11 protein-coding genes are annotated in these 12136 nt (G+C 72.9%); 5 read left to right on the top strand and 6 right to left on the bottom strand.

The window, feature by feature from the left end; translation table 11 throughout:
• Positions 1 to 135: 135 nt before the first annotated feature.
• The gene (locus ACWEJX_RS14220; RefSeq protein ID WP_451607735.1) at positions 136 to 1143 is read right to left on the bottom strand and encodes a 4-hydroxy-3-methylbut-2-enyl diphosphate reductase; all 1008 of its coding nucleotides are present in this window, start codon (positions 1141 to 1143) and stop codon (positions 136 to 138) included.
• 54 nt (positions 1144 to 1197) lie between these two features.
• On the opposite strand from ACWEJX_RS14220, the gene ACWEJX_RS14215 reads away from it, so the two are divergent.
• The 4 genes from ACWEJX_RS14215 (at position 1198) to ACWEJX_RS14200 (ending at position 5216) form a co-directional block, all read left to right on the top strand.
• Positions 1198 to 2544, top strand: a complete 1347-nt coding sequence (locus tag ACWEJX_RS14215; RefSeq protein ID WP_451607734.1) for an APC family permease — start codon at positions 1198 to 1200, stop codon at positions 2542 to 2544.
• A 229-nt stretch (positions 2545 to 2773) separates the two neighbouring features.
• Entirely contained in the window at positions 2774 to 3979 is a 1206-nt protein-coding gene (gene xseA, locus ACWEJX_RS14210) for an exodeoxyribonuclease VII large subunit (protein ID WP_403796221.1), read from the top strand.
• A gap of 124 nt (positions 3980 to 4103) precedes the next feature.
• A complete protein-coding gene (locus tag ACWEJX_RS14205) occupies positions 4104 to 4364 on the top strand; it encodes an exodeoxyribonuclease VII small subunit (protein WP_451607733.1) in 261 nt (86 codons plus the stop codon).
• A 258-nt stretch (positions 4365 to 4622) separates the two neighbouring features.
• Complete coding sequence (locus tag ACWEJX_RS14200) at positions 4623 to 5216, top strand: malonic semialdehyde reductase (RefSeq protein ID WP_403796215.1); 594 nt, start codon at positions 4623 to 4625, stop codon at positions 5214 to 5216.
• A 75-nt stretch (positions 5217 to 5291) separates the two neighbouring features.
• Here ACWEJX_RS14200 and ACWEJX_RS14195 read toward each other — a convergent pair whose 3' ends face one another.
• Positions 5292 to 5819 (bottom strand): DUF4245 domain-containing protein, encoded by a 528-nt coding sequence (locus ACWEJX_RS14195; protein WP_403796212.1) that lies wholly within the window; start codon positions 5817 to 5819, stop codon positions 5292 to 5294.
• A 135-nt stretch (positions 5820 to 5954) separates the two neighbouring features.
• Between ACWEJX_RS14195 and glpX the strand changes: the two genes are divergently transcribed.
• Positions 5955 to 6989 carry a class II fructose-bisphosphatase gene (gene glpX, locus ACWEJX_RS14190; protein ID WP_451607732.1) on the top strand — a complete coding sequence of 345 codons (1035 nt, stop codon included), beginning with the start codon at positions 5955 to 5957 and terminating at the stop codon, positions 6987 to 6989.
• A 93-nt stretch (positions 6990 to 7082) separates the two neighbouring features.
• Here glpX and ACWEJX_RS14185 read toward each other — a convergent pair whose 3' ends face one another.
• The 4 genes from ACWEJX_RS14185 to ACWEJX_RS14170 form a co-directional block, all read right to left on the bottom strand.
• Positions 7083 to 7463 (bottom strand): WhiB family transcriptional regulator, encoded by a 381-nt coding sequence (locus ACWEJX_RS14185; protein WP_403796208.1) that lies wholly within the window; start codon positions 7461 to 7463, stop codon positions 7083 to 7085.
• A gap of 213 nt (positions 7464 to 7676) precedes the next feature.
• On the bottom strand, positions 7677 to 8390 hold the full coding sequence (locus ACWEJX_RS14180) for a DUF1707 SHOCT-like domain-containing protein (protein WP_451607731.1): 714 nt from the start codon (positions 8388 to 8390) through the stop codon (positions 7677 to 7679).
• A gap of 188 nt (positions 8391 to 8578) precedes the next feature.
• Positions 8579 to 10330, bottom strand: a complete 1752-nt coding sequence (locus ACWEJX_RS14175) for an RCC1 domain-containing protein (protein ID WP_451607730.1) — start codon at positions 10328 to 10330, stop codon at positions 8579 to 8581.
• A 35-nt stretch (positions 10331 to 10365) separates the two neighbouring features.
• Positions 10366 to 12024 carry an RCC1 domain-containing protein gene (locus tag ACWEJX_RS14170; RefSeq protein ID WP_451607729.1) on the bottom strand — a complete coding sequence of 553 codons (1659 nt, stop codon included), beginning with the start codon at positions 12022 to 12024 and terminating at the stop codon, positions 10366 to 10368.
• Positions 12025 to 12136: the final 112 nt, after the last annotated feature.

Raw genomic sequence — 12136 nt, 5'->3', positions numbered from 1 at the left:
GCACCCGTTCAGCGTGCACCGGCACTCGGTCGGCCTTCGCAGGCAGTCGGTCGGCGCTCGCGGCACTCGGTCGGCCTTCGCAGGCGCTCGGTCGGCCTTCGCAGGCACTCGCCCGGCACTCGCCGCTGGAAGCGCTCACTCGCCGGCGAGCAGCGCCTCCGCCTTCGCCCGGAGGTCCTTGTCGCGCAGCTCCTTCGGGAGCGAGAAGGTCAGCGACTCGTCGGCCGTCTTGACCAGCTCGACGTCCACGTAGCCGCGCTGGGACAGCCACTCCAGGACCTCCTGGACGAGGACGTCCGGCACCGAGGCGCCCGAGGAGAGGCCGACGCTGGTGACACCCTCCAGCCAGGCCTCGTCGATCTCGCTGGCGAAGTCGACGAGGTACGCGGCCGGGGCGCCGGCCTGCTTGGCGACGTCGACCATGCGCTGCGAGTTGGAGGAGTTCTTGGAGCCGACCACGATGACCAGCTCGGCCTGGCCGGCGAGCTCCTTGATGGCGGTCTGGCGGTTCTGCGTGGCGTAGCAGATGTCGTCGGACGGCGGGGAGATCAGCTGCGGGAACTTCTCCTTCAGCGCGTCCACCGTCTCCATGGTCTCGTCGACCGAGAGCGTGGTCTGGGAGAGCCAGACGACCTTGGACGGGTCGCGGACCTCGACCTTGGCGACGTCCTCGGGGCCGTCGACGAGCTGGATGTGGTCGGGGGCCTCGCCGGAGGTGCCGATGACCTCCTCGTGGCCCTCGTGGCCGATGAGGAGGATGTCGAAGTCCTCGTTGGCGAACCGCACGGCCTCCTTGTGGACCTTGGTGACCAGCGGGCAGGTCGCGTCGATCGTCGCGAGCCGGCCCTGGCGGGCCTCCTCGTGGACGGTCGGGGCGACACCGTGGGCGGAGAACATCACGATGTTGCCCGGCGGCACCTCGGTGGCCTGGTCGACGAAGATCGCGCCCTTCCGCTCCAGGGTCTGCACGACGTACTTGTTGTGGACGATCTCGTGGCGGACGTAGATCGGGGCCCCGTACTGCTCCAGGGCCTTCTCCACGGCGATCACGGCACGGTCCACGCCCGCGCAGTAGCCGCGGGGAGCGGCGAGCAGGACACGCTTCGGGCGGTTGGTTGCGGGCGACGCAGTCATGGGTCCCATCGTAAGGCCGCGTCGGTCGGCGGTTTCCTCACCACGGTGGCCGAGACTGACGCCATGGCTGAGGAAACACGGGTGGCCGATCACGAACACCTCCGACGGAGCCTCGGCTTCCGTGACCTGGTCGTCTACGGGCTCCTCTTCATCGCCCCCATGGCACCGGTCGGCATCTTCGGCACGCTCGACGCGAAATCGCACGGGGCGGTCGCACTCGTGTACGTGGTGGCCACCGTCGCCATGGCGTTCACGGCCTTCAGTTACGCGCAGATGGTGCGGGTCGTGCCGCAGGCCGGCTCGGTCTTCGCGTACGCCCGTACGGCCCTGGGCGAGGGCGCGGGGTTCGTCGCCGGCTGGATGGCGATGCTCGACTACCTGCTCATCCCGGCCGTCGCGTACCTCTTCGCGGGCATCGCGATGGAGGCGCTGGTCCCCCAGGTGGACCGGTGGATCTGGACCGGGATCGCGGTCGTCGTCACGACGCTGCTCAATGTGTGGGGGGTGCGGGCGGCGGCGCGGGTCGGCCTCGCCGTGCTCGCCATGGAGATCGTGGTGCTCCTGGTCTTCGTCGTGTCCGCGGTCGTCGTGCTCGTACGGGACGGGGCGCAGCGCGACTGGTGGTCGCCGCTCGCCGGGGACGCCGGGTTCTCGGCGGCGGCGGTGCTCGGGGCGGTGTCGGTGGCGGTCCTGTCGTACCTCGGCTTCGACGCCATCGCGACCTTCGCCGAGGAGGTGACGGGCGGCTCGGCGAAGGTGGCGCGGGCGGTGCTGTTCTGTCTGGCGCTCGCCGGGGTGCTGTTCGTGGCGCAGACCTGGCTGGTGGCGCTGCTGCAGCCGGTCTCGTCGACGGCGATGGCGGTGGACCCGGCGCGGCAGGGCTCGGCGTTCTACGACGCGGTGGACGCGGCCGTCGGACGGTGGCTGCACGACCTGGTGGCCGTCTCGAAGGCGATCGGCGCGGCCTTCGCGGCGCTCGCCGGGCAGGCGGCGGGCGGGCGGCTGCTGTTCGCGATGGGCCGCGACCGGCGGCTGCCGCACGTGCTCGCCCGCACGGACGCGGGCGTGCCGCGGGTGGCGCTGCTCGTCTCGGCGACGATCACGATGGTCGCGGCGGTGTGGGCGGCCCGGCAGGCCGACGGCCTGGACCATCTCGTCTCGGTGGTCGACATCGGCGCGCTGACGGCCTTCGTCCTGCTCCACGCGAGCGTGGTGGGCTGGTTCGCGCTGCGCCGCATGGCGGGCCCGCCGCGCTGGCTGCCCCACGTCGTGGCGCCGGTGGTCGGCGCGGCGATCCTCGTCGCGGTGATCGTGGAGGCGGCACCGTCGGCACAGGTGGTGGGCGTGATCTGGCTGGGCGTCGGCCTCGTGGTCCTGGCGATGCAGGGAGCGCGACGGCCGGCGCCGTGACCGGCGGCGAGGCCGCGCACCGCCGCCCCGCCGCGGGGGGGGGCGCCCCGCCCCGACGCGTTGCCGCACGACCGGTCCGGGTGCCGCACGACCGGTCCCGGTGCCGCACGACCGGTCCCGGTGCCGCACGACCGGTCCCCGTGCCGCACGACCGGTCCCGGTGCCGCACGACCGGTCCCGGTGCCGCACGACCGGTCCCGTTGTCGCACCCGCCCGTTACGCTCGGCGCATGGGTCTGAACACGTCCGCCGAAGCGCCGCTGCCCGTCGGGGAGGTCTCCCGGCTCATCGGGGGGTGGATCGACCGGCTGGGGGTGATCTGGGTCGAGGGGCAGATCACCCAGTTGTCGCGGCGGCCGGGTGCCGGGGTGGTGTTCCTGACGCTGCGGGATCCGTCGTACGACATCTCGATCAACGTGACCTGCTACCGGCAGGTCTTCGACGCCGTCGCCGACGTGGTCTCCGAGGGCGCGCGGGTCGTCGTGCACGCCAAGCCGGAGTGGTACGCGCCGCGGGGGCAGCTGTCGCTGCGGGCGGCGGAGATCCGGCCGGTCGGCATCGGCGAGCTGCTGGCCCGGCTCGAACAGCTCAAACGGACGCTGGCCGCCGAGGGCCTGTTCGCGCTCGACCGGAAGAAGCCGGTGCCGTTTCTGCCGCAGCTGATCGGCCTGGTCTGCGGCCGCGCCTCGGCGGCCGAGCGGGACGTCCTGGAGAACGCGCGGCGGCGCTGGCCCGCCGTCCGCTTCGAGGTGCGGAACGTGGCGGTGCAGGGCGTGAGGGCGGTGCCGCAGGTGATCCAGGCGGTGAAGGAGCTGGACGCGCACGAGGACGTGGACGTGATCGTCGTGGCGCGCGGGGGCGGCAGCGTCGAGGACCTGCTGCCGTTCTCGGACGAGCAGCTGATCAGGGCGGTCGCCGACTGCCGTACGCCGCTGGTGTCGGCCATCGGCCACGAGCCGGACTCGCCCCTCCTCGACCTGGTCGCGGACCTGCGGGCGTCGACGCCGACGGACGCCGCCAAGAAGGTCGTCCCGGACGTGGGCGAGGAGCTGGAGCGGGTGCGCGGTCTGCGGGACCGGGCGCTGCGCTGCGTACGGGGGCTGCTGGAGCGTGAGGAGCGCGGCCTGGCGCACGCGCTGGCGCGGCCGGTGATGGAGCACCCGCAGCGGATGGTCGAGGTCCGCGAGGACGAGCTGGCCGCGCTGCTCGCGCGCAGCCGGCGGACCCTGGGACATCTGCTCGACCGGGCCGACTCGGAGCTCTCGCACACCCGTGCCCGGGTCCGGGCGCTGTCGCCCGCGGCCACGATGGAGCGGGGTTACGCGGTGCTCCAGCGGGCGGACGGCGCGGTGGTGCGGGACCCGGCGGAGGTCGCGGTCGACGAGGAGCTGCGGGCGCGGGTGGCGGCGGGCGAGTTCACGGTGCGTCGCTCGTAGGACGGCGGCCCGGACCGGCAACGTCGTACGTCGGCCCCGTACGCAGGACCTCGGGCCCGTACGTCAGAGAAGCGTCGAGAAGTACAGAGACATGACAGAGAACCGACAGACAAAGGTGGAACGCATGGCAACGCGCGCGGACGCGGACCAGACTGCGACTGCACTCGGCTACGAACAGGCCCGTGACGAGCTCATCGAGGTCGTCCGGCGCCTGGAGGCGGGCGGCACGACTCTTGAGGAGTCGCTGGCGCTCTGGGAGCGCGGCGAGGAGCTGGCGAAGGTGTGCCGGCACTGGCTGGAGGGCGCCCGGGCGCGCCTCGACGCCTCGCTGGCGGCCGAGCGGGAGCAGGAACAGGAGCAGGGGCAGGACGCGGCGGAGGGCTGAGCGCCCAGGGTCCGGAGCCGAGGGTCCGGAGCCGAGGGTCCGGAGCCGAGGGTCGGGCGCCCAGGGGTCCGGTGCCGAGGGTCGGGCGCCGAGGGGTTGAGCGTCCCGGCGGGCCGCGTACACTGAATCCTGTGAAGCGGATCACTATCCGGTTTTAAATGGGGCGAGTAGTTGAAACTTCACCTACTTCCGTCGTACTGTCGAGGCATCGCTCGAACTCCCTGACGAGCGACCCGTGCAGTTCGGAAGGTATGCAGCATGTCTCTCGCCCTTGACCCCGCCGCCCAGGACCTCCTCTTCCGCGAGGCCCGCACTGCCAACACGTTCACCGACGAGCCGGTGACCGACGAGCAGGTCCAGGCGATCTACGACCTGGTCAAGTACGGTCCGACCGCTTTCAACCAGACCCCCCTGCGCATCACCCTGGTCCGCTCCGCGGAGGCCCGTGAGCGCCTCGTGAAGCACATGGCCGAGGGCAACCAGGCCAAGACCCAGGCCGCCCCGCTGGTCGCGATCCTCTCCGCGGACAACGAGTTCCACGAGGAGCTGCCGGCCCTGATGCCGCACTTCCCGCAGGCCAAGGACCTCTTCTTCTCCGAGCGCCCGGTCCGCGAGCAGTCCGCCCTGCTGAACGCCGCCCTCCAGGCCGCCTACTTCATCGTCGGCATCCGCGCCGCCGGCCTGGCCGCCGGCCCGATGACCGGTCTCGACTTCGGCGGCGTGCAGAAGGAGTTCCTGGACGCCGACCACACCCCGCTGATGGTCATCAACATCGGCAAGCCGGGCGAGGACGCCTCCCCGTTCCCGCGCCAGCCGCGCCTCGCCTACGACGACGTCATCACGACCGTCTGATCGGCCCACGTACGCAGGAAGGCCCCCGGTGCACCGCACCGGGGGCCTTCCCGTACCTCCGCCCGCGCAGGCGGACTACGCCTTCTTCGCCTGGAGCGCGCCCGCCATCTCGGCCAGCCGCTCGAACGACGCCGTGCCCGTCACGACGGTCGTCGCGCCGTCCTCGGTGCGCACCAGGGCGTCGTACTTCGGGCCCTCCCAGCGCTGCCAGACCCGCCCGGCCACCGTCTCGGTCTTCCCGGAGTTCTTGGCCTGCTGGGTGACCGCGGGCACGAACTTCTTCGGGTCCTCCGTCGACTGGTTGAGGGCCACGTACTGGGTGTCGGGGCTCAGGAAGCCGAGCCGCCAGGCGTTGTGGTCCTCCCGCTGGTACGAGACGACCGTCGCCTTCCATCCGTCGCCCAGGCCCTCGGGGGCCAGCACCGGGTACGGTGCCGCCCGCTGGGCCGTCAGAAGCTCCACCCGGTAGTCCTTCGCCTTCACCGGGGTCGCCGTCTCGTCGTGCGGGATGAAGACGTACATCACGCCCGCGGCGACCGCGATCACCGCGAGGGACTGGAACATCCCGCGTACCGTCTGCCTGCGTCGCTGGTTACCTGCCACGCCCCCATGGTCGCATCATGGTGTTGTGCTCATACGTGGGCCCCTCTGCTCAATTTGTCGACCTGACGATAGAGTCACGGCACCCTCTTGTTTTTCCGGCCGTCGCCCGTCGCCGTAACAGAAAGGTGCGCACCGATGTCCGAGCACCACCACCTGCCGCCCGAGCTCGAGGTCTCGCCCGAGGCCCCCGACCGCAACCTCGCCCTCGAACTGGTCCGCGTGACCGAGGCCGCCGCCATGGCCGCGGGCCGCTGGGTCGGTCGCGGCGACAAGATCGGCGCGGACGGCGCGGCGGTGAACGCCATGCGGACCCTCATCTCCACCGTCTCGATGAACGGCGTGGTCGTCATCGGCGAGGGCGAGAAGGACGAGGCGCCGATGCTCTTCAACGGCGAGCGGGTCGGCGACGGCACCGGCGCCGAGGTCGACATCGCCGTGGACCCGATCGACGGCACCACGCTCAACGCCAAGGGCATGCCGAACGCGATCGCCGTGCTCGCCGCCGCCGACCGCGGCAGCATGTTCGACCCGTCCGCGGTCTTCTACATGGACAAGCTGGTCACCGGCCCCGAGGCCGCCGACTTCGTCGACATCAACGCGCCCGCCTCGGTCAACATCCGCCGGGTCGCCAAGGCCAAGGGCATGAACGCCGAGGACGTCACGGTCGTCATCCTCGACCGCCCGCGCCACGACGGCATCGTCAAGGAGATCCGCGAGACCGGCGCCCGGATCAAGTTCATCTCCGACGGCGACGTGGCCGGCTCCATCATGGCCGCCCGCGAGGGCACCGGCGTCGACCTGCTGATGGGCATCGGCGGCACGCCCGAGGGCATCATCTCGGCCTGCGCCATAAAGTGCCTGGGCGGTGTGATCCAGGGCAAGCTGTGGCCCAAGGACGACGCCGAGCGGCAGAAGGCCCTGGACGCCGGGCACGACCTGGACCGGGTGCTCTCCACCAACGACCTGGTCTCCGGCGAGAACGTCTTCTTCGTCGCCACCGGCATCACGGACGGCGAGCTGCTGCGCGGGGTGCGCTACCGCTCCGAGACGGCCACCACGCAGTCGCTCGTCATGCGTTCGAAGTCCGGCACGATCCGGCAGATCGACTCAACGCACCGGCTCGCGAAGCTGCGCGCCTACAGCAAGATCGACTTCGACCGGGCCAACTGAGCCCGGTAGCAGAGGACGGTACGAAGAGGGGCGCCCCCATGTGCGGTGGGGGCGCCCCTTCCCGTACGGGCGACGGACCCGTCGGCGCGGCGGTCAGCCGGCCTTCGCGATGCGTTCGGCGCGCTCGGCGGCCGCGGCCTTGCGCAGCTCGGCGTCCCGGCGGCGGCGCCGGGCGAGGACGACGCGGCGCTCGGCGGCGGTGAGGCCGCCCCACACCCCGTACGGCTCGGGCTGGAGCAGGGCGTGCTCGCGGCACTCGACCATGACGGGGCAACGGGCGCAGACCCGCTTGGCCGCCTCCTCGCGGGAGAGCCGGGCGGCGGTGGGCTCCTTGGAGGGGGCGAAGAAGAGACCGGCCTCGTCCCGGCGGCACACCGCCTCCGTGTGCCACGGGCCGCCCTCGTCCTCCCGGGCGGGGGTGCGCTGGGGCGGCACGGCGGCGACCCGGAGGGGCTGATGCGGCATCTGCAGCACGGTCTACTCCTGACGACGGCTTCCGCTGGCGGGGGCGATTGGCGACGCAACGAGCCCTACCCGCTGTGCGTGCGCCTATGCACTGCGTGCCCCGGCGTTCCGAAGCGCGGACACGGGACGGCGAAATCCGGTCACCGGTCGGAGCGGAACGCGGGCGTCAGCGGCTGATCAACCGACCGGTCACCGTCGGGTCACCCACCGGCCGTCGTCCGATCACTGGCCGAGATCCTTGCGGAACTTGGCCTGAAGGTGGCTCTGCAGGTCGGTGACCCACTTGCCCCGCTTGGGCTTGGCCTCGACGTTCCCGAACACGGACCAGCCGTTGACGACGATGACCGGGGCCTGGGGGTCGGCGCCCTCGGAGGTGACGACCTCGAAGTTGCCGAAGACGCCGGTGCCGTTGCCGCGCAGGGTCACGTTCTCCGGGACGTGGACCTCGACGCTGCCGAAGATCGAGGTGGCGTTGATGGTGGTGAGGCGCTGGGCGAAGATCGCCTCGGTCAGGTCGATCTCGACGCTGCCGAACAGCGAGAAGGCGTTGGTGCGGCGGCCGACGCGCCAGCGGCCCTTGCGGGTGGAGGCCGAGAACACGGCGACCAGGTTGTCCGCCGGGCCCTCGACACCCTCGTCCCCGTACCCGGGCAGGGGCTCCGGGCGGCGGCCGGTGGCGGGCAGGTCGCGGACGAGCGGCTCCAGCTCGCCGACGGTCTTGGCCCGGTACACGGCGTCGATCCGGTCCGAGTGCTCCTCGGCGTCGAGCCGCCCCTCCGCCAGGGCGTCCCTGAGGATGTCCGCGATCCGGTCCCGGTCGGCGTCCGAGGCCCGCATCGACCCCTGCGGATCGGCGAATTCGGGCCGTGCCGCGGGGGCGGCCGACTGCTCGGGCTGCTGCCGCTCGGGCTGCTGGGGCTGCTTTTCGAGGTCCACGGACTCAGCCTAGCGAAACGCGATAGATCGCGACCAGGGGAGGCGCCGCCCGCGACGCGCGAGGCGCGCGGACGGCGCGATGCCACCGGTCCGTATCGGCCGACCGGTATCGGACGACAGCCGGTGTCGGCCGACCTGTATCGGGCGACCGCCAGCGTCAGCCGACGGGTACCGGACGACAGCCGGCGTCAGCCGACCGTCGTCTGGAGCGACACCGTGTTGTTGCCCGTGTCCGGGTCGGGCGTGGTGCCGGTGGCCGTGGCCCTGTTGGTGATCACGGTGCCCGGTGTGGCCCGCACGGTGACCCGGATGCTCACGGTCGCCTCCCCGGCGCTGCCGATGCGGCCCAGCGCACAGGTCACCGTGTCGGAGGACCCGGCGGGCGGCAGGGTGCCGCAACTGCCCCTGTTCGTGGTGGCGCTGACGAACCGTCCCTCGCCGGGCAGGCTGTCGTCGAGCACCACGTTGTCCGCGGCGCTCGGCCCGTTGTTGCGGACCGTGACGGTGTACGTGAGGTCCTCGCCGTTCGCGACGGGCGCGTCCGAGGTCATGGTGACCCGCAGATCGGCGCGGGGGCGGACGACGGCCAGGCTGTGGCTGAAGCCCGCGGCGATCGCGCCCACCCCGTCGAGGAGGCGGCCGCACGTCGTGGACTGCGCGGTGGCGCACACCTTGGTCGGGGTGGTCGAGCTGATGCCCGTGGGGCTGGTGCCCCAGGTCCGGACCGTGCCTTCGGACTGGCGGGTCATGCTGTAGCTGAAGCCGCCCACGTCGATGGCCTTCACGCTGCCGAGGAACGACGTGCAGCCGGCCGTCGTCCCCGAGGCGCAGACCTGCACGGGCGTGAGCCGGTCCGTGGTCGTGCCGTCGCCGAGCTGCCCCTTGTCGTTGTGGCCCCAGGAGCGTGCGCCGCCGTTGGACAGCATCGCGAGGGTGTGGTTCTCGCCGGTGGCGATCCCGGTGACACCCGTGAGGTACGAGGTGCAGCCGGCGCCGGTGCCCACCGCGCAGACCCGCACGGGCGTCAGCCGCGTGGTCGTGGTGCCGTCGCCCAGGTAGCCGTAGAAGTTGTCCCCCCAGCCGCGGGCCGTGCCGTCCGTCATCACGGCCAGGCTGTGGAAGAGGCCGGCGGCCACGCTCCGCACTCCGCTGCCCGGCTGGGCGGCCACCGGCGTGAGCCGGTTCTGGGTGGTGCCGTCCCCGAGCTGGCCGTAGCGGTTGTCGCCCCAGGACCGCACGCCGCCATCCGCGCCCACGGCGAGGCTGTGCGCGTAGCCGGCGGAGATCGCGGTCACCCCGGAGAGGAACGCGGTGCAGCCGGCCGCCGTGTTCTCGGCGCAGACCTGGACGGGCACGGCGCTGGTGCCGGTGGTGCCGACGCCGAGCTGCCCGTCCTCGTTGTAGCCCCACGCCCAGACGGTGCCGTCGGAGCGGAGGGCGAGGGTGTGCAGCCGGCCTGCGGAGACGGCGGTCACCCCGGTGAGGGAGCCGACGCGCACGGGCGCGGAGCGGTTGACGAAGGTGCCGTCGCCGAGCTGGCCCGTCTCGTTGTCGCCCCAGGCCCAGACCGTGCCGTCGGCGCTCAGGGCCACGCTGTGGTTGTAGCCCGCGTCCACGGCGATCACCTGGTCGAGCGGCTTGGGGCAGGGCGCGGCGCCGCAGGCCGGGACCGGGATGGTGGTGCGGTTGGGAGTCGCCGCGTCGCCGAGCTCGCCGTAGGTGTTGGTGCCCCAGGCGATGACGGTGCCGGGCTGGTCCGCCCGGGTGGCGGCGGCCGGCCTGGCACCACCGGCCCTTCCAGCACTGCCGGCCCTTCCGGCACCGGCGTCCCCGGCGGCGGCGGCCGCCCCCGGGTACAGGGCCGCCCACATCAGTCCGGCCAGGCTCAGGGCCGTGACTCGCCTCAGGGCGGAGCGGCGGCGACGTACAGCGCGTCTCATCGATCGTCCTCTCGTGGATCGTTCTCGCGTACGCATCAGCCCACCGGCGTCCGGAGGGTCGCGGAGTTGTTGACCTGCCTGGGGTCGGGCGTGGCGCTGCTCACCGTCACCGTGTCGGTGATCATCGATCCGGTCGCGGCGGTGACGCCGACCCTGATGCTCACGGTGGCCTGGCCCGAGGCGCCGATCCGGCCGAGCGGACAGGTCACGGTGCCGGAGGAGCCGACCGGCGGACCGGTGCAGCTGCCCCTGCTGGGGCTCGCGCTGACGAACCGGCTGCCCGCGGGCAGCGCGCTGTCGACCATCACCCCGTCCGCGGCGGCGGGGCCGTCGTTGCGGACGGTGATCGTGTACGTCAGGTCCTCGCCGCTCGCGACGGGTTCGTCCGCGCTGATCGCGACCCGCACGTCGGCGCGGGGCAGGAGGGTCGTCAGGCCGAAGTCGGCGCCCGCGGCGATCGCGCCGACCCCGTCGACGTACCGGCCGCACGGCGCGGCCTGCCCGCTCGCGCAGATCTGGCCCGGGGTGAGCCGGCCGGTCTGGGTGCCGGTGCCGAGCTGGCCGGAGGCGTTGGCGCCCCAGCTGCGGGCCGTGCCCTCGGACTGCCTGGTCAGGCTGAAGGCGCCACCGGCCGAGACCGCGGTGACGTTCCCGAGGAACGTGGTGCAGCCGGCCGTCGTGCCCGACGAGCACACCTTGACGGGGGTGGTCCGGGTCGTGGTGGTGCCGTCGCCCAGCTGGCCTGAGGCGTTGGCACCCCAGGAGCGGACGCCGCCGGCGACGATCGCGAGGGTATGGAGGGCGCCGGCGTCGACGCCGGTCACTCCGGTGAGGAAGGTGGTGCATCCGGCGCTCGTACCGGTCGCGCAGACCTTCTGCGGCCAGGTGGCATCCGTCGTGGTGCCGTCGCCCAGCTGCCCGTCGGAGTTGCTCCCCCAGGCGTAGGCCGTGCCGTCGTCGGCGGCCACGGCCAGGCTGTGCGCGCCTCCGGCGGCGATGGCCTTCGCGTTGGGCACGAACGACGGGACCGGGTAAGAACTGAACTCACTTCCGCTGCCGTCGCCGAGCTGCCCGGACGCGTTGCTGCCCCAGGCGCTGACGTCACCGTTCGTACCCAGGGCGAGGCTGTGCTCGCCACCCGCGGCGATCGCGATCCCCCGGGCCAGGACCGGCTCCCCGCAGCCCTGTTCGGGGTAGACGACGCAGTGCACCTGCACCGGCGTGGACCGGTCGGTGGTGGTCTCGTCGCCCAGTTGCCCCTTGTTGTTGCGCCCCCACGCCCAGACGGTGCCGTCCCGCTTCAGCGCCAGGGTGTGGGCGCCGCCCGCGGCGACGGCGGTCACGTCCGTGAGGCCGGGCACCCGTACGGGCGTGTTCCGCTGCGCGGTGGTGCCGTCGCCCAGCTGGCCGTAGGTGTTGCTGCCCCAGGTCCAGACCGTGCCGTCGCCGCGGAGGGCCACCGCGTGCCCGGATCCCGCCTCGACGGCGGCCACTTCGTCGAGGGCGCCGGAGCACCCGACGTCACCGCAGACCGTGACCGGGGTGGTGCTGAGCCCCGAACCGACGCCGCGGCCGAGCCGGCCGGCGGCGTCGCTCCCCCAGGCGTACGCGGTGCCGGGCTCCGCCGCCCTCGTCGCCGCGCGAGCGGCCGGGGCCGCGCCGCGGCCGACACCTGGGCCGACACCGGACCCCATACGCAAGCCGACACCCGGGCCCATACGCGGGCCTACACCCGGGCCGACCCCCGGGCCCGTATCCGCGGCCGCCGCCGAGGAGAAGCCGGCCCCCAGCAGGGCGGCCACGCCC

Source organism: Streptomyces sp. NPDC004788 (assembly GCF_053601115.1).
This window is presented reverse-complemented; position numbering and strand designations above follow the sequence as displayed.

Coding starts and splice junctions, on each gene's coding strand:
- ACWEJX_RS14215 (WP_451607734.1), top strand. CDS start 1,198: ATGGCTGAGGAAACACGGGTGGCCGATCACGAACACCTCCGACGGAGC.
- ACWEJX_RS14205 (WP_451607733.1), top strand. CDS start 4,104: ATGGCAACGCGCGCGGACGCGGACCAGACTGCGACTGCACTCGGCTAC.
- glpX (WP_451607732.1), top strand. CDS start 5,955: ATGTCCGAGCACCACCACCTGCCGCCCGAGCTCGAGGTCTCGCCCGAG.
- ACWEJX_RS14170 (WP_451607729.1), bottom strand. CDS start 12,024: ATGGGGTCCGGTGTCGGCCCAGGTGTCGGCCGCGGCGCGGCCCCGGCC.
- xseA (WP_403796221.1), top strand. CDS start 2,774: ATGGGTCTGAACACGTCCGCCGAAGCGCCGCTGCCCGTCGGGGAGGTC.
- ACWEJX_RS14220 (WP_451607735.1), bottom strand. CDS start 1,143: ATGGGACCCATGACTGCGTCGCCCGCAACCAACCGCCCGAAGCGTGTC.
- ACWEJX_RS14200 (WP_403796215.1), top strand. CDS start 4,623: ATGTCTCTCGCCCTTGACCCCGCCGCCCAGGACCTCCTCTTCCGCGAG.
- ACWEJX_RS14175 (WP_451607730.1), bottom strand. CDS start 10,330: ATGAGACGCGCTGTACGTCGCCGCCGCTCCGCCCTGAGGCGAGTCACG.